Here is a 15126-nt window from a genome sequence, read left to right as displayed (position 1 = left end):
AGTTACTCCGCCGCAAGCCTGTCCGCCGTGCCGTAGGTCGCCTCATAGAGCGCGCGCTGGCGGCTGAGCGCCACCATCGTGTTGCGCAGCAGGATCGCCACCGTGATCGGGCCGACGCCGCCCGGCACCGGCGTGATCCAGGAGGCGACCTCGCGCACGCTTTCGGTGTCGACGTCGCCGACGATGCGGCTCGTCCCGTCCGGCCCGATCTCCGAATTGATGCCGATGTCGATGACGGCAGCCCCCGGCTTCACCATGTCGGCCTTGATCAGCCGCGGCTTGCCGACGGCGACGAACAGCGCATCGGCGCGCCGGGCATGGGCTGCGACCGATCGCGTCATGTGGTGGCAGACCGTCACCGTCGCGCCTTCGCTCATCAGCAGGAAGGCGATCGGCTTGCCGACGATTTCCGAATGGCCGACGATGACCACTTCCAGCCCCTTGAGGTCAAGTCCGGTTTCCCTAAGCAGTTCGACAGAGGCAGCTGCTGTGCAGGGCGCCAGATCGAGCTGGTTGTAGACGATGTTGCCGATCGAGGCTGGGTGCATGCCTTCGACATCCTTGAGCGGATGCACCGCCGCCTGCAGCGTCTTGACCGAAATATGCGCCGGCACCGGCCGCTGGATGATGATGCCGGTGACGCGCGGATCGGCGTTCAGTCCGTGGATGGCCGCTTCCAGTTCACCTGACGTGATGGTGGCGGGAAAACGCCGCTCCTCGAAATCGATGCCGGCGAGCTGGGCCTTGGCGCGCTGGTTGCGCACATAGACGTCAACCGCATCGGTATCGCCGACGGTGATCGAGATCAGCTTGGGTGGAAAACCCTCGGCCTTGGCAATCGCCGCATCCTCGCGCACGGCGGCGATGATGCGCTGGGCAACCGGGCCGCCCTTGAGATAGCGGCTGTCGTCGGACAGGGACATGGATGGGGCTCTTTTCTTGCGTTGGCGCCGACATAGCAAAAGACCATCGAAAATGGCAGCACGAAAGCGAACCGCCATGTCTTTGCGCGACGCAACGACGCGGGCCGTGTCGCAGACGTCGATCAAAAAAGAAGGGCAGCGCGGTTTCCCGTGCTGCCCTTCCTGACCGACCGCATCCCCATACGGCCCGTCCCCCGTTATTCCTTCCGACTTCAGGAAACGATGTGTTTCCTGATCTGGTGATTCGCTGGAGCTACTATATCACCTCGACCGTGGTTCCGACATTGACCCGCTCATAGAGGTCGACCACGTCCTCGTTGCGCATGCGGATACAGCCCGACGACACCGCGCCACCGATCGTCCAGGGCTGGTTGGTGCCGTGGATGCGGTACTCGGTCGTGCCGAGATAGAGCGCGCGCGCGCCGAGCGGGTTCTCGATACCGCCGGCCAGATAGGTCGGCAGATAACGGCCCTTGGCGGCTTCGCGCTTGATCATCTGCGCCGGCGGACGCCAGTCCGGCCACTCGCGCTTGTTGGTGATCTTGTGCGTGCCCGACCATTCGAAGCCGGGCTTGCCGGTGCCGACGCCGTAGCGCCGTGCCTTGCCGTTCTTCTCGACCAGGAAGAGGAAATTCTGCGTCGTATCGATGACGATCGTCCCCGGCTTCTGCGGGCCGTCATAGGCGACTTCCTGCGGCAGGTAGATCGGGTTGATCTGCGGGCGCATCACCATGCGTTTGGCCGGTGCCTGCACAGCGGCCGTCTGCACGCGATCGGGTTGCGCCGGTTGCGCGTAGCGCAGGCGCGGCTGCTGGCGGTTCTGCCGCACGATGCCGGGTGCATTGCCAAGTTGCAGCACCCAGGGGGCGGAAAGGTCGGGGCTCACCATCACCGGCGGCCTGTCGGCATAACGGTCGCCAGCAACTGCGGGTGTGACGCCGGCAAACACGGCCGCGGCGCCGAGCACGGAAAACAAAACTCTCTTCATCGGGAACGCACCTTGATCGTCTTGATAAAACCGGGTGGAAACGCTCCCCGGTTCAGCGATCATTGGCGCGCAAGCAGCAACCGAAACATGAATCGGAATGCGTAAAATGCGGCTTTGTCAGTAAACCTTTTGGTGTGGTTACCGCCGGGTTCAGGAATCTGGTAAAGCCACAGTAAATGCAGCGCAAAGGCGCGTTAACGGATGGATTTTTCGCAATGAGCCATGAAAACACCGGCCTGCTTGCCGGCCCCGACGGTGTCGCGCGCTGCTTCTGGCACGGCAACCTGCCCGACTATCTCCACTACCATGATCATGAATGGGGTCGGCCGGTGGCCGACGACCGCAGGCTGTTCGAAAAGATCTGCCTTGAAGGCTTCCAGTCGGGCCTGTCATGGCTGACCATCCTGCGCAAGCGCGAGAATTTTCGCGAGGCCTTCGCCGGCTTCGACTTCGACAAGGTCGCCGCCTTCACCGACAAGGATGTCGAGCGCCTGCTCGGCAATGCCGGCATCATCCGCCATCGCGGCAAGATCGTCTCGACCATCAACAACGCCAAACGCGCCCGCGAGATGGTCGACGAGTTCGGCTCGCTCGCAGCCTGGTTCTGGAAGTTCGAACCCGGCAAGGAGGAACGGCCCAAAATTGTCGACCTCGCCCATCTGCGCGCCAACCCGACGACGGCGGTCTCGGTTCGGATTTCGAAGGAATTGAAGAAGCGCGGCTGGAGTTTTGTCGGTCCGACCACGGTCTATGCCTTCATGCAAGCCATGGGCCTGGTCAACGACCATCTCGAAGGCTGTGTCTGCCGCAAGCAGGTCGAGAAGGAACGCAAGGCGTTCAAGCGGCCGGCGTAGCGTTCAGGTGCCGTTGGCGCTGGCCAGGAAAAGGCCGGCGATGATCGCCACTACTGTAGCCACCGTCGGATAGATCACCAGCAGGCCGGTCACCAATGCGTCGCGCAGGGAAGGTCCCTTGCCGGTGTCGGCCGGTACGTCGAACGGCCCGGCGGCCTGGCCAACCGGTTTCGGCGCATGGGTGCCGGCCGGGCGCAGGCGCGCAGGCAATTCGCCGGCATCGCTGTTGGCATGGAATTTCACTGCGCTGGTCATGTCCCGAACCCCTTCATGTCCTGCGCTGTATCGGCCGAGATTGTGTCGGCACGATGCCGCGCCCATGGCGGGATTGTTTCATTTTCGGTGCATTTTCGTTTCAAGGAGGTTCGACTCTGTCCATTTCGGGTCCGGACAGACCTAGGGTGCCACCCTTGCCGCTATCGGCTGCATCGGTTAGGAAACGCGCGCTGTGGGACGCGGTAAATTTACCGAGCCACGAAGCCACGAAACATCAGGTGCCCAATTCATGGCCGACAAATCGGAAAAGACGAAAGCGCGGCTGCCGCGCGGTTTTGCCGACCGCAGCGCCGAGGACATCCGCGCCGTCGAGAAGATGATGGCGACGATCCGCTCGGTCTATGAGCTCTACGGTTTCGAACCCGCCGACCAGCCGCTGATCGAATACACCGATGCGCTCGGCAAATTCCTGCCCGACCAGGACCGGCCGAATGAAGGCGTGTTCTCCTTCCAGGACGATGACGACCAGTGGCTGTCGCTGCGCTATGACCTGACCGCGCCGACGGCGCGTTTCGTCGCCGAGAATTACGAGCGCCTGCCAAAGCCCTACCGCAGCTACCGCTCTGGCTGGGTGTTCCGCAACGAGAAGCCCGGCCCCGGCCGCTTCCGCCAGTTCATGCAGTTCGACGCCGACACGATCGGCACGCCGGGCGTCGCCGCCGACGCCGAAATGGCGATGATGATGGCCGACGTCATGGAAGCCCTCGGCATCAAACGCGGCGACTACGTCATCCGCGTCAACAACCGCAAGGTGCTGGATGGCGTGCTGGAGGCGATCGCCCTTGGCGGCGAAGAGAATGCCGGCCGCCGGCTGACCGTGCTGCGCGCCATCGACAAGCTGGACAAGCTCGGGCCGGAAGGGGTGAAGCTGCTGCTCGGCCCTGGCCGCTGGGATGGCGGCAAGGAAGGCGAAGGCGACTTCGCCAAGGGCGCCGGGCTAAACAACGGGCAAGCCGAGGCGGTTCTGCAGGCAACGGCGAGAAATGCACAAGCCGGCCAGGATTCAATGGTCAATTCGAACGCAACCTACCAGGAAGGTGTCAGCGAACTCGCGACGATCGAAGCCCTGGTCAGGGCGGCGGGATATGGCGAAGACCGTATCGCCATGGACCGCTCCGTGGTGCGCGGCCTCGAATACTACACCGGCCCGGTCCTCGAGGCCGAGCTGCTGGCCGAAATCCCCAATGAGGACGGGCAGATCGTGCGCTTCGGCTCGGTCGGTGGCGGTGGCCGCTACGACGGTCTGGTCTCGCGCTTCCGCGGCGAGCCGGTGCCGGCGACCGGTTTTTCCATTGGCGTCTCCAGGCTGATGACGGCGCTTAAGAATCTCGGCAAGCTCGACAGCGCCGATGTGATCGCGCCGGTCGTCGTCCTGGTCATGGACAAGGACACCGACAGCCTCGGCCGCTACCAGAAGATGGTGAGCGAGCTGCGCGCCGCCGGCATCCGTTCCGAAATGTATCTTGGCGGCGCCGGCATGAAGGCGCAGCTGAAATATGCCGACCGGCGTGGTTGCCCGGTCGCCATCATCCAGGGCGGCGACGAGCGCGCCAAGGGCGAGCTGCAGATCAAGGACCTGATCGAAGGTGCGCGCATGTCGGCGGAAATCACCGACAATGCCGAATGGCGCGCCGCCCGCCCGGCGCAGGTGACGGTGGCGGAAGGTGAATTGGTCGCCGAGGTGAAGAAGATTTTGGTGGCGCAGGCTGCCGATCGCGCAAAGGGTGGCGCTTGAACACCCCCCTCTGGCCTGCCGGCCATCTCCCCCTCAAGGGGGGAGATTGGATGTCGTTTGGGCTTTCGCCAATCTCCCGCGTTGAAGAAGAGGCGCCGAGCCTCAAGCTGCCGATCTCCCCCCTTGAGGGGGAGATGTCCGGCAGGACAGAGGGGGGTGCCTCGCGCCCATCCTATCCATGACCTCCCGCTACCCCGCCATCGCAGCCGACATCACAAACCTCTTCGCCGCGCGCGACACACACGCGGTCGAGGTCGCCGTCCTGCAGCCGGCGGACCCGTTCCTCGACATGGCCGGCGAGGATCTGCGCCGTCGCATTTTCCTCACCGAAAGCGAGACCGGGCAGACATTGTGCCTGCGGCCGGAATTCACCATTCCGGTCTGTCTCGACCATATAAGCTCGCAGGCCGGCACGCCGCGGCGCTATTCCTACCTGGGCGAAGTGTTTCGCCAGCGCCGCGAAGGCGGCAACGAGTTCTTCCAGGCCGGCATCGAGGATCTTGGCGATCGCGACACGGCGGAAGCCGATGCCCGCTCCGTGGCCGACGCGCATGCGCTGCTGTCGCTGGTACTGCCGGGCCAGGCGCTGACGATCACGCTTGGCGACCAGGGTATCTTCGAGGCGGTGCTGGCCGCGCTTGGCCTGCCGCGCGGCTGGCGCATGCGGCTGGCCCGTGCCTTCGGCTCGGCGCCGATGCTGCAGGCTGCACTTGCCGATCTCGCCAATCCGCCGCGCAACGGCCAGCTCTCTGGCGAGGTCGCCGCCCTTGTCCTAGACGGGGATATCGAAGGCCTTTCGGCACACATCGCCGGTGGCATGGAACAGGCCGGCCTGTCGGCATCGGCCGGGCGCTCGCCCACGGACATTGCACGGCGGCTGATCGAGAAAGCCGAATTGCGCAGCGTGCGGCTGTCGAACGAGGCCTTCGCGGCCCTGAAGAACTTTCTGGCGATCGACGTGCCGCTCGATGGCGCGGCTGAGGCGCTGGAAAGCTTTGCCGCCGGTGCCGGGCTGTTGCTGGGTGCCGCGCTGGAGAAATTCGCCGCCCGTGCCAAGGCGATCGAGGCGCATGGCTTGCCGGCCGGGAAAATCCGCTACGACGCCGCCTTCGGCCGTCCGCTCGACTATTACACCGGTGTGGTCTTCGAAATCGCGGCGCAAGGCGGCGAGCGTCCCCTGGCCGGCGGCGGCCGCTACGACCGGCTGCTGACGCTGCTTGGCGCCAAGACAGCCATCCCTGGCGTCGGCTTTTCCGTCTGGCTCGACCGCATCGAGGCGTTGCGGGAGACGGCATCATGATCACGTTGGCGATCCCATCGAAAGGCCGGCTCAAGGAGCAGGCGCTGGAGGTGCTGGCCAAGGCCGGCCTCGCCATCAGCCTGCCCGGCGACGAGCGCAAATATCACGCCCGCGTCGAGGGCCTGGACAATGTCGAGGTCGCCTTCCTGTCGGCTTCCGAAATATCGGGCGAGATCGGCCAGGGCGCGGTTGATCTCGGCATCACCGGCGAGGATTTGGTGCGCGAAAACCTCGCCGACTGGGAAGCCCGCGCCGAGATCGTTGCCCGTCTCGGCTTCGGCCATGCCGATGTCGTGGTGGCGGTGCCCGAGATCTGGCTCGATGTCGACACCATGGCCGATCTCGACGACGTCGCGGCCGATTTCCGCCAGCGCCATGGACGGCGGCTGCGCATCGCCACCAAATACTGGCGGCTGACGCAGCAATTCTTTTCGCAGAAGCACGGTATCCAGGTCTATCGCATCGTCGAGAGCCTGGGTGCCACGGAAGGCGCGCCGGCGGCTGGACTTGCCGATGTCATCGTCGACATCACCACCACCGGCTCGACCCTGCGCGCCAACCACCTCAAGGTGCTGGGCGACGGTGTGGTGCTGAAGTCGCAGGCCTGTCTGGTGGCGTCGAAGAAGGCGCGTGCGGCAGCAGATGAGGCGCTGCTGCGCGACATCGCTGCGAAGATGGCAGCGGCGGTCGGATAGCGATCCCGCCCTCCAGCGGCACAGAACTCTCAGTACCATCGATAGGATTTCCACTGCCCCGCCGGGCTGATAGACTCGATGCGGCCTGGGGAGGAGACAGCGATGCCGGTTAATCTCGACGAGCTGAAGAACGCCACCAATCTGCGCGGCCGCGGCGCGCGCGCCGGCAGCGTCTTTATCGCGCCCGTCGATGGCAGGGCGCATGTCTCGGGCGAGCGCAAGGTGCCGTTGCTCGACAAGACCATTCCGGCGCTTTTCTCCGACACCGCCAGCAAATACGCCACGCAGGATGCCGCCGTTTTCGTCGGCCAGGACAAGCGCTTCACCTGGAGCGAGCTGTCGGACACGGTGGATGCGCTGGCCGCGGGCTTCCTGGCGCTCGGTCTCGAAAAGGGCGACCGTGTCGGCATCTGGTCGCCCAACCGCTGGGAATGGCTGGTGACGCAGTTCGCCACCGCCCGCATCGGCCTGATCCTGGTCAACATCAACCCGGCCTACCGGCTGACCGAACTCGAATATGCGCTGAACAAGGTCGGCTGCAAGGCATTGGTCACGGCCGCCAGTTTCAAGACTTCCAACTATCTCGGCATGATCGAGACACTCGCGCCGGAGATCGCCAAGGCCACGCCGGGCAAGCTGAAGGCGCAAAAATTGCCGGCGCTGAAAATCGTCATCCGCATGGGCGAGGACAATTCGCCAGGCATGTTCAATTTCGCCGACGTGCTGGCCATGGCCGGCCGCGACGAGCATGACAGCCTCGACCGAATTTCCGAGGGGCTGAAGCCGAACGACGCCATCAACATCCAGTTCACCTCGGGCACGACGGGCGCACCCAAGGGCGCGACGCTGACGCACCACAACATCGTCAACAACGGCAATTTCGTCACCTCGGCGATCAAGCTCACCGTTGACGACCGGCTCTGCATCCCGGTGCCGCTCTATCATTGCTTCGGCATGTCGATGGGCACGATGGGTTGCGTCACCAAGGGCGCGACCATGGTGTTTCCGGGCGAGGGCTTCGACCCCGGCGCGACGCTGACGGCCGTGGCGCAGGAGCGCTGCACCGGCCTCTATGGCGTGCCGACCATGTTCGTCGGCATGCTCGACCATGCGGATTTCGCAAGCTTCGATCTCTCCAGCCTGCGCACCGGCATTATGGCCGGCTCGCCATGCCCAATCGAGGTGATGAAGAAGGTGGTGTCGCTGATGCATATGTCCGAGGTGACCATCGCCTATGGCATGACCGAGACCAGCCCGGTGTCCTTCCAGAGCGGCGTCGACGACCCGCTGGAAAAACGCGTCTCGACGGTCGGCCGCATCCATCCTCATGTCGAGGTCAAGGCCATCGATGCCGATGGCGCCACCGTTGCGGTCGGCGCGCCGGGCGAACTCTGCACGCGCGGCTATTCGGTGATGAAAGGCTATTGGGACGACGCCGAAAAGACCCGCGAGGCGATCGACGCCGACGGCTGGATGCACACCGGCGACCTCGCGACAATCGACGCCGAGGGCTATTGCAACATCGTCGGCCGGGTCAAGGACATGGTCATCCGCGGCGGCGAGAACGTCTATCCCAGGGAGGTCGAGGAATTCCTCTACCGCCATCCCAAGGTCAGGGAAGTGCAGGTGTTCGGCATTCCCGACCAAAAGTATGGCGAGGAACTGTGCGCCTGGATCGTGCTCAAGCCCGGACAGATCGCCACCGAACAGGAAATCAGAAACTTCTGCGCGGGCCAGATCGCCCACTACAAGATCCCCCGCCACATCCGCTTCCGCACCGAATTGCCGATGACGGTGACCGGCAAGCCGCAGAAGTTCCTGATGCGCCAGGCGATGGTCGAGGAACTGGGGCTGGTGACGCAGAAGACCGCGTGAAAAACGCTTCGATCTGTCGGTGCGTGAATGCAGCCAAGGTTCGCAGAAGCGCACAGGGGCTTGAATGACTGGTTTCGGACGATCGGCGATTTCCTACGCGATGCCCCTCGCTGCGCTGGCGATGGCTGTCGCGGTCAGAGCCAGCGGGTTGTCGGTGGACCAGGGGTCGCTGAACGCCAGGATCCTTGTCGGCGCGCTGTCGTGTGCGATCATGTTCGTCACCATTTTCGTGGTGCTCGACCACGCCGAGGCGGTAGCGCGGCGGGTCGGGGAGCCGTACGGCACGCTGGTGCTGACGTTTGCCGTCACGGCAATCGAAGTGTCGATCATTGTTTCCATGATGCTGCATGGAGAGAACAACCCGACGCTGGCACGGGAGTCCGTCTTCTCGACGGTGATGATCACATCAACCGGCGTTGTCGGCATGTGTCTCGCGCTTGGCGGCTGGCGTCATCGCAAGCAGGCCATCGTGCGGCAAGGGACCAGTGCCTATCTGGCGGTTCTGATCGCGCTGACCGTCATGACGCTTATTCTGCCGACCTACACCCAGACCACGGATCCCGGCACGTTTTCGGCAGCCCAACTTGGTTTCGTCAGCGTCCTTTCAGTGCTGCTCTATGCAAGCTTCGTGTTCGCGCAGACCGTCCGGCACCGGGAAGACTTCATCCAGAGACAACCACACGACGTTTCGGTGCGCGCTGCCCCTCACGAGAACATCTCTGCCAGCGCTCTGCTGCTGATGGCCGGCCTGATCGGAATTGTCATGCTCGCCGAACAGGTCGCGGCAAGTGTCGAAGATACGCTCGTTGCCTACCAGGTGACCCAGGCTGACAGCATTGTGGGGGCAATGATCGCGGGGCTGGTGTTGATGCCGGAGGCCATTTCGGCGGTGCGCGCTTCACTCAACAACGAGCTGCAGCGCGGCTTGAATGTCGCGATGGGTTCGGCTTGCGCCACGATCGGGCTGACCATACCGGGAGTCGCAGCCGCCAGCCTGCTCACGGGGAGAGGACTGACCCTGGGGCTGCCGGCTACTGATGCGGTCCTTTTGGTCCTGGCGCTTTTCATATGCAATGTAAGCTTCAGCACTGAAAGAACGACGTTCTTGACCGGAATGGTCCATCTTGTCGTATTTTTTACTTATCTATTTCTGATATTTATACCATGAAAGCTGCGGTAGAAGCGAAGCGCCAAGGCTCCAACATCCTTCGCTATCTCAGACCCCGGATTTGAGGTGGTCGATGAAGGCGCGCAGCTTCGGCAGGATCTGGCGCTTGCCGGGATGATAGAGGAAGACGCCCGGCGTCGTCGCGGCGATGGTGTCCAGCACGGGCTCGAGTTTTCCCTGGGCAATCGGACCTTCGGCGACAGGTCGAGGGATCTGCGCCAGCCCAATCCCACGCATCGCGGCTCCGAGCAATGTCGGATAGTCATGCGCGATCAGCGGGCCTGAAACGATGGCCTCGATCGCCTCGTTTCCGTCGACGAATGTCCAGGGTGCGATGGCGCCGTTCGAACGGCGCAAGCGCAGGCAGGCGTGGTGGCGCAAGTCGTCGACACGTTCTGGGCGCCCATGGCGCTCGAAATAGTCGGGGCTGCCGACGACCACGAACGAGAATGACGGTGTCAGCCGGACCGCGACCATGTCGGTCGCAATGAACTGGCCGAGGCGAATGCCGGCATCGAACCCGCCGGTCGCCAGATCGACCATCTCGTCGCTCGCCGCGATCTCCAGTTCGACTTCGGGATAGGCCTGGCAGAAAGACGCGATCACCGGCTCCAGGATCAACGGCACGACGGCGCGCGGCACCGACAGGCGCAGCAAGCCGGTCGGCCGCCGGCCGACATCCCGCGCGGCCTCGCCGGCGGCGACGATCTCCTCGAAGGCAGGGCCGGCACGGTCGAGGAAGCGCTGACCGGCCTCGGTCAGGCCGACGCTGCGTGTCGTGCGGACAAACAACGCCGCACCGATGCGGGCTTCCAGCGCGCGCACCGCCTGGCTTACGGCCGAAGGCGTCACGCCGAGATCGGCAGCGGCGCGGCGGAAGTTGCGGCGCCTGGCGACCGCCAGGAACACCTCGACGCCCTCAAGCGCCCCATGCCGGATTGTGTAGTTCTGCTTCATGGCCTGTTTCTATTATAGCGGATAGTTGAACTAAGGAAGCGGGTTTAAGTAAGGGGTGAACCTTGGAGACCTGCTATGACCGATGGACTTGATGGGGTGCGCGACCATTACCGCGCGACCGGCCTGACTGAACGGCTGAAGACCGCACTGGCTGCCTTCGGCCCGGAGGATCGGCTTCTCACCCCGCAGCAATTGGGTACCCTCGACCAGTTTCACACCCGTGGGCTTGCGGCGACCGCTGAGCTTGCCCAATTGGCTGACATCACCGCCGGCATGTCGGTTCTGGATGTCGGCTCGGGCATCGGCGGGCCGGCGCGCTTTCTGGCTGCGACCTATGGCTGCAGGGTTGCCGGCGTGGACCTCAGCGAGCCTTTCGTGGATGCCGCGCGCTATCTGACCGAGCGCACGAGGCAGGGCGGACAATTGTCGTTCCAGACCGCCAGCGCCCTGGAGCTTCCGTTCGATGACGGCCGTTTCGACATCGCGCTGCTGCAGCATGTGGCGATGAACATCTTCGACCGGGGGCAGCTCTATCGCGAGATTCGGCGCATGCTGAAATCAGGCGGCAAGTTTGCCACCTTCGACGTCGTGTTGGGCAGCGGCCAGCCGCTCTATCCGCTTCCCTGGGCGCGAACGCCGGCAACAAGCTTCCTCCTGACAGCCGACGCGACGCGTGAGGCGATCGAACCGGCCGGCTTCCGCATGCTGGCATGGCAAGACGACACCGAGATCGCCAAGGCCTGGTTCGCGCAGTTGCGGGCGTTGGGTCCGCCGCCTTCGCCAAATCTCGGCGTGGTGATGGGGCCGGACTTCGCCGAGCTTGCAGCCAATCTGGGGCGAAATCTCATGGAAGGCCGGCTCGGCATCCTGACCGCGGTGTTCGAGGCCGCGTCGACCCACAGCTGACAGGAGACCAGAAATGTCGACGGAACCCCTTTTCCAGACCCATCTCGTTCTGGGTTATGTCGCGTGGCTGCTTTGCTTGCGCGCATACATCTGGCCCTGGCTGAACTCGATGGACCGGGTCGCGGCGCAACGCGCCATTGCCACGCTGCACAGTTTCCGCTTCTTCGGGCTGGTCTTCATCCTTCCGGGTGTCGTCAGCCCCGACCTGCCCGCCAGCTTTGCCACCTTCGCCGCCTATGGTGACTTCGCAACCGGGCTGCTGGCCATGCTGGCGCTGCTCACGGTGCGGATACGCCCGCTCTTCTGGCCGTTCGTCGTCGCCTTCAACGTTGCAGGCACGGTCGACCTCATCGTCGACTATTACCTCGCCATCCAGGCCGACCTTCCTGCTCATGCAGGATTGTTTGGCGCCACCTACGCGATTCCCGTCATCTACGTGCCGCTGCTGATGATCACACACATCGCCGCATTCTATTTTCTGGTGCGCCCGCACCAGAACGCGACACGCGCCATCGCCGGCGAGGCGGCTGCTTCGTAGATGGTTTGGAAATCGGCTGGGCGTCCGCAACCTGCCTGCCGCTACGCCCCTTGCTGGCGGCGGCCGGCTCGCATTTCGCTCGGTCGCGGCGCCGAGCCCGGCTCCTGCACGAGCGGCCCGAGCAGCACCTCTCCGAACAGCGGCTGGTAGCTCCTGCGTACCGCCGGGTCCTCCTTGAAGGACAGCGCATATTGGCCGATCTGGTGGAAATAGGTGATGCGCGCCCTGACCAGGCTTTCATCCTCGGGATAGCCCATGGCGCGGAAGGAGCGGATCAACAGCGCGATGCGCAGATCGTCCATGTCCTTCACCTCCTGCGCCAGCTTCTTCGACGTTCGCGACCAGTCGCGCACGGCAAGATCCAGCAGCGGGCTGAACGGCGCCTCATCGACCCAGACATGCACGATGTCGGTGAAGAACTGCAGGCCGTCTATGTCGTGGATGTCGCGCATGGCCCAGAACGGCGCGCAATTGGTGTTTCGCCATTCCTGCAGCAGGCCGTCGCGAAGGTCGGCCAGGCTGGCGAAGTGGAAATAGAAGCTGCCGCGCGTCACCTTGAACTGATGCGCCAGGCGATCGATCTTGACCTCGGCGATGCCGCGCTTTTCCAGCACCTTGCGCGCGGCCGTGATCCAGGCCTCGCGGCTCAGCGTCTGCCGTGCCGCCTTCGCGGGCGGAGCGGCTTTGGACGGTCTCTTGCCTCTGGCCGGGGCGCTTTCGGCTTTCATCTGGTCAAGACCTTCATCGCCATATGCGACGCCTGCAAACCGTTCGCCGGCTTCGATGCGCTTCGCGACTCATCAAGTGTCCATCTATCGCGGAAGGCGCAGCTCAGGGCAATGCGCTGATCCGCTCCAGCATGAGTTCGAAGAACGGCGCCGGATCGATGCGCCGCAGGACATTGCAGTTCTTGCGCCGGCCGGTGACGTGCCACCAGTCGACGACGGTCATGCCGATCGTCTCCGGCGAGACGATGTCGACCGTGACCGCGCATTGGCGCTGCTCATAGATCTGCGGCGCCAACAGATAGCCGGTGACGCAGGCATCATGGATGGGGCGCGCCGGCGTTTCGAATTTGTGCGTGCCGTACTGGCGGAAGAAGTCGGCCAGATTGGCGGCCTCAATCGCCGCGCGGCTGCCGGTGGCGCGCAGGCGGTCGAGCCATTCCGGCGTCATCAGCGCGGTGTAGGTGCAGTCTATGCCCGCCATGGTCACCGGCACGCCGCTGTCGAACACTTTGTGCGCCGCATGCGGGTCGACGAAGATGTTGAACTCCGCCGCCGGCGTGGCGTTGCCGCCCTGGAAAAAACCGCCGCCCATCAGCACGACTTCGCGCAGGCGGGGCACGATCCTCGGCTCCATGGTCATGGCCATGGCGAGATTGGTCATCGGCCCGAGCGTGCAGACGGTCAGCTCGCCCTCCGGCGCGTCCATGATCGTGCGCACCATGTAGTTGACGGCGTGCTCGCTCTGCAGCGGTGTCACCGGTTCGGGAAGATCGGCGCCGTCGAGGCCGGTTTCGCCGTGCACATATTCGGCGGTGATCAGCTTGCGCACCATCGGCGCCGGGCATCCGGCATGCACCGGCACATCAGGCCGCCCGGCAAGCTCCACCACCTTGAGCGCATTCTTCGACGTCAGGGTAAGCGGCACATTGCCGCCGACCGTGGTGATGCCGACCACGTCGAGTTCGGCCGGAGAGCCCAGCGCGAAGAGGATCGCGAAGGCGTCGTCCTGGCCCGGATCGGTGTCGATGATGATCTTGCGTGGTGCCATGTTCGAGCGACTTTCCATTTGCGATCGAAAGCCTATTGATGAGGCCGTTCGGATGTGTAGAAATACAGTACTGTATCTTATGTTCAAGACAGGGTGTTCGAAAATGGATGCACAAGAGCGCGGCGATTTTTCCGAAATTCCGATCCTCGACGTTTCGGCGCTCTATGGCGACGATGAGGGCGCCATCTGGGCAACGGCGGCGACGCTGCGCCGCTATCTCGAGACGATCGGCTTCCTCTATGTCACCGGGCATCCCATTCCGCGCGCCGATGTCGAAGCCGTGCGCGAGGCCTCGAAGCGCTTCTTCGCCTTGCCAGACGAAGAAAAGCTGAAGCTGAAGATCGACAAGAATTTCCGTGGCTTCCTGCCCTTTGCCGGTTCGACCATCGTGACCTCGTCGGTGGCCACCGTCAGCAAGCCGAACCAGAGCGAATCGATCTTCTTCATGCACGAGGTCGGCGCCGACGATCCAAGGGCCCTGGCCGACAAGCCCTTGCAAGGCCCCAACCAGTGGCCGGACGAAACAGCGCTTGCGGGTTTCAGGCAGACGATCGAGCGCTATGTCGAGGAGATGGGCACGCTGGCCCGCAAGATGGTCCGCGCCATCGCGCTCTCGCTCGGGCTGCCCTCCGATAGCCTCGACGGCTATTTCGAGCAGCCGACGACCTTCCTGCGGCTGCTGCACTATCCGACCCAGCCCCAGGAAGAGGGGCTCTTCGGTTCGGCACCGCACACCGACTACGGCTTCATCACCTTGCTGGCGCAGGACAATGTCGGCGGTCTCGAGGTCAAGAACAAGGCGGGCGACTGGGTTCCGGCACCTCCGGTTCCGGATTCCTTCGTCATGAATGTCGGCGACATACTGGCGCGCTGGTCGAACGACCAGTTCGTTTCGACGCCGCACCGCGTCATCAACCGCTCGGGACGCGAGCGCTATTCGCAGCCCTTCTTCTTCGATCCGTCCATGGACGAGACGATCGAGGCGCTGTCGGTCTGCGTGCCGGCCGGTACGCAGCCGAAATACGGGCCGGTGCTCTACGGCGACTATCTGATGGAGCGCATCGACAAGAACTACCACTACCGCAAGAAGAAGGCGGCGGAAGCCGCCGGCGCATAACGGCAAACAAGCAAAGAA

15 protein-coding genes are annotated in these 15126 nt (G+C 63.9%); 9 read left to right on the top strand and 6 right to left on the bottom strand.

Annotated elements, in window-relative coordinates:
• Positions 1-2: 2 nt before the first annotated feature.
• Entirely contained in the window at positions 3-923 is a 921-nt protein-coding gene (locus JN279_RS33370) for a bifunctional 5,10-methylenetetrahydrofolate dehydrogenase/5,10-methenyltetrahydrofolate cyclohydrolase (RefSeq protein WP_096458693.1), read from the bottom strand.
• Positions 924-1179: 256 nt separating this feature from the next.
• On the bottom strand, positions 1180-1911 hold the full coding sequence (locus JN279_RS33365) for a L,D-transpeptidase (RefSeq protein ID WP_096454501.1): 732 nt from the start codon (positions 1909-1911) through the stop codon (positions 1180-1182).
• Between the two features lie 215 nt (positions 1912-2126).
• Here JN279_RS33365 and JN279_RS33360 point away from each other — a divergent pair, with 215 nt between their 5' ends.
• Positions 2127-2765: a DNA-3-methyladenine glycosylase I gene (locus JN279_RS33360; protein ID WP_096454503.1), complete on the top strand. Its 639-nt coding sequence runs from the start codon at positions 2127-2129 to the stop codon at positions 2763-2765.
• Between the two features lie 3 nt (positions 2766-2768).
• On the opposite strand, the gene JN279_RS33355 is transcribed toward JN279_RS33360, so the two are convergent.
• The gene (locus JN279_RS33355; protein ID WP_096454505.1) at positions 2769-3020 is read right to left on the bottom strand and encodes a hypothetical protein; all 252 of its coding nucleotides are present in this window, start codon (positions 3018-3020) and stop codon (positions 2769-2771) included.
• Positions 3021-3270: 250 nt separating this feature from the next.
• Between JN279_RS33355 and hisS the strand changes: the two genes are divergently transcribed.
• From hisS to JN279_RS33330, 5 genes are all read left to right on the top strand, one after another.
• Entirely contained in the window at positions 3271-4776 is a 1506-nt protein-coding gene (gene hisS / locus JN279_RS33350; protein WP_096454507.1) for a histidine--tRNA ligase, read from the top strand.
• Positions 4777-4954: 178 nt separating this feature from the next.
• Positions 4955-6076 (top strand): ATP phosphoribosyltransferase regulatory subunit, encoded by a 1122-nt coding sequence (locus JN279_RS33345; RefSeq protein ID WP_096454509.1) that lies wholly within the window; start codon positions 4955-4957, stop codon positions 6074-6076.
• Entirely contained in the window at positions 6073-6771 is a 699-nt protein-coding gene (gene hisG, locus JN279_RS33340; protein ID WP_096454511.1) for an ATP phosphoribosyltransferase, read from the top strand. The genes JN279_RS33345 and hisG overlap by 4 nt, the downstream gene beginning before the upstream one ends.
• Positions 6772-6873: 102 nt before the next feature.
• Positions 6874-8646: an AMP-binding protein gene (locus JN279_RS33335; RefSeq protein ID WP_096454513.1), complete on the top strand. Its 1773-nt coding sequence runs from the start codon at positions 6874-6876 to the stop codon at positions 8644-8646.
• A gap of 64 nt (positions 8647-8710) precedes the next feature.
• Positions 8711-9814 carry a calcium:proton antiporter gene (locus JN279_RS33330; protein WP_096454515.1) on the top strand — a complete coding sequence of 368 codons (1104 nt, stop codon included), beginning with the start codon at positions 8711-8713 and terminating at the stop codon, positions 9812-9814.
• A 48-nt stretch (positions 9815-9862) separates the two neighbouring features.
• On the opposite strand, the gene JN279_RS33325 is transcribed toward JN279_RS33330, so the two are convergent.
• Positions 9863-10771 (bottom strand): LysR family transcriptional regulator, encoded by a 909-nt coding sequence (locus JN279_RS33325; protein WP_096454516.1) that lies wholly within the window; start codon positions 10769-10771, stop codon positions 9863-9865.
• A 75-nt stretch (positions 10772-10846) separates the two neighbouring features.
• Between JN279_RS33325 and JN279_RS33320 the strand changes: the two genes are divergently transcribed.
• Positions 10847-11677 (top strand): class I SAM-dependent methyltransferase, encoded by an 831-nt coding sequence (locus tag JN279_RS33320; RefSeq protein WP_096454518.1) that lies wholly within the window; start codon positions 10847-10849, stop codon positions 11675-11677.
• Between the two features lie 13 nt (positions 11678-11690).
• Positions 11691-12215 carry a hypothetical protein gene (locus tag JN279_RS33315; protein WP_202351317.1) on the top strand — a complete coding sequence of 175 codons (525 nt, stop codon included), beginning with the start codon at positions 11691-11693 and terminating at the stop codon, positions 12213-12215.
• A gap of 41 nt (positions 12216-12256) precedes the next feature.
• Here the strand turns inward: JN279_RS33315 and JN279_RS33310 are convergent, their stop codons facing one another.
• Positions 12257-12943 carry a TetR/AcrR family transcriptional regulator gene (locus tag JN279_RS33310; RefSeq protein WP_202351316.1) on the bottom strand — a complete coding sequence of 229 codons (687 nt, stop codon included), beginning with the start codon at positions 12941-12943 and terminating at the stop codon, positions 12257-12259.
• A 103-nt stretch (positions 12944-13046) separates the two neighbouring features.
• Positions 13047-13991, bottom strand: coding sequence for a nucleoside hydrolase (locus tag JN279_RS33305; RefSeq protein WP_096454524.1), 945 nt, complete (start codon positions 13989-13991; stop codon positions 13047-13049).
• A gap of 103 nt (positions 13992-14094) precedes the next feature.
• Between JN279_RS33305 and JN279_RS33300 the strand changes: the two genes are divergently transcribed.
• A complete protein-coding gene (locus JN279_RS33300) occupies positions 14095-15108 on the top strand; it encodes an isopenicillin N synthase family dioxygenase (RefSeq protein ID WP_202351315.1) in 1014 nt (337 codons plus the stop codon).
• Positions 15109-15126 lie beyond the last annotated feature (18 nt).

Origin of the sequence: Mesorhizobium sp. 113-1-2 (assembly GCF_016756475.1) — a bacterium.
Classification (GTDB): domain Bacteria; phylum Pseudomonadota; class Alphaproteobacteria; order Rhizobiales; family Rhizobiaceae; genus Mesorhizobium; species Mesorhizobium loti_C.
The sequence above is the reverse complement of the archived record's forward strand: the minus strand, read 5'-3'. Positions and strand labels throughout refer to the sequence as shown.

What these genes read in the sequence shown, in the direction of transcription:
- JN279_RS33305 (WP_096454524.1), bottom strand. Translation starts at nt 13,991, where the DNA reads ATGGCACCACGCAAGATCATCATCGACACCGATCCGGGCCAGGACGAC.
- JN279_RS33320 (WP_096454518.1), top strand. Translation starts at nt 10,847, where the DNA reads ATGACCGATGGACTTGATGGGGTGCGCGACCATTACCGCGCGACCGGC.
- JN279_RS33335 (WP_096454513.1), top strand. Translation starts at nt 6,874, where the DNA reads ATGCCGGTTAATCTCGACGAGCTGAAGAACGCCACCAATCTGCGCGGC.
- JN279_RS33360 (WP_096454503.1), top strand. Translation starts at nt 2,127, where the DNA reads ATGAGCCATGAAAACACCGGCCTGCTTGCCGGCCCCGACGGTGTCGCG.
- JN279_RS33330 (WP_096454515.1), top strand. Translation starts at nt 8,711, where the DNA reads ATGACTGGTTTCGGACGATCGGCGATTTCCTACGCGATGCCCCTCGCT.
- hisG (WP_096454511.1), top strand. Translation starts at nt 6,073, where the DNA reads ATGATCACGTTGGCGATCCCATCGAAAGGCCGGCTCAAGGAGCAGGCG.
- JN279_RS33345 (WP_096454509.1), top strand. Translation starts at nt 4,955, where the DNA reads ATGACCTCCCGCTACCCCGCCATCGCAGCCGACATCACAAACCTCTTC.
- JN279_RS33370 (WP_096458693.1), bottom strand. Translation starts at nt 923, where the DNA reads ATGTCCCTGTCCGACGACAGCCGCTATCTCAAGGGCGGCCCGGTTGCC.
- JN279_RS33300 (WP_202351315.1), top strand. Translation starts at nt 14,095, where the DNA reads ATGGATGCACAAGAGCGCGGCGATTTTTCCGAAATTCCGATCCTCGAC.
- hisS (WP_096454507.1), top strand. Translation starts at nt 3,271, where the DNA reads ATGGCCGACAAATCGGAAAAGACGAAAGCGCGGCTGCCGCGCGGTTTT.
- JN279_RS33315 (WP_202351317.1), top strand. Translation starts at nt 11,691, where the DNA reads ATGTCGACGGAACCCCTTTTCCAGACCCATCTCGTTCTGGGTTATGTC.
- JN279_RS33355 (WP_096454505.1), bottom strand. Translation starts at nt 3,020, where the DNA reads ATGACCAGCGCAGTGAAATTCCATGCCAACAGCGATGCCGGCGAATTG.
- JN279_RS33325 (WP_096454516.1), bottom strand. Translation starts at nt 10,771, where the DNA reads ATGAAGCAGAACTACACAATCCGGCATGGGGCGCTTGAGGGCGTCGAG.
- JN279_RS33310 (WP_202351316.1), bottom strand. Translation starts at nt 12,943, where the DNA reads ATGAAAGCCGAAAGCGCCCCGGCCAGAGGCAAGAGACCGTCCAAAGCC.
- JN279_RS33365 (WP_096454501.1), bottom strand. Translation starts at nt 1,911, where the DNA reads ATGAAGAGAGTTTTGTTTTCCGTGCTCGGCGCCGCGGCCGTGTTTGCC.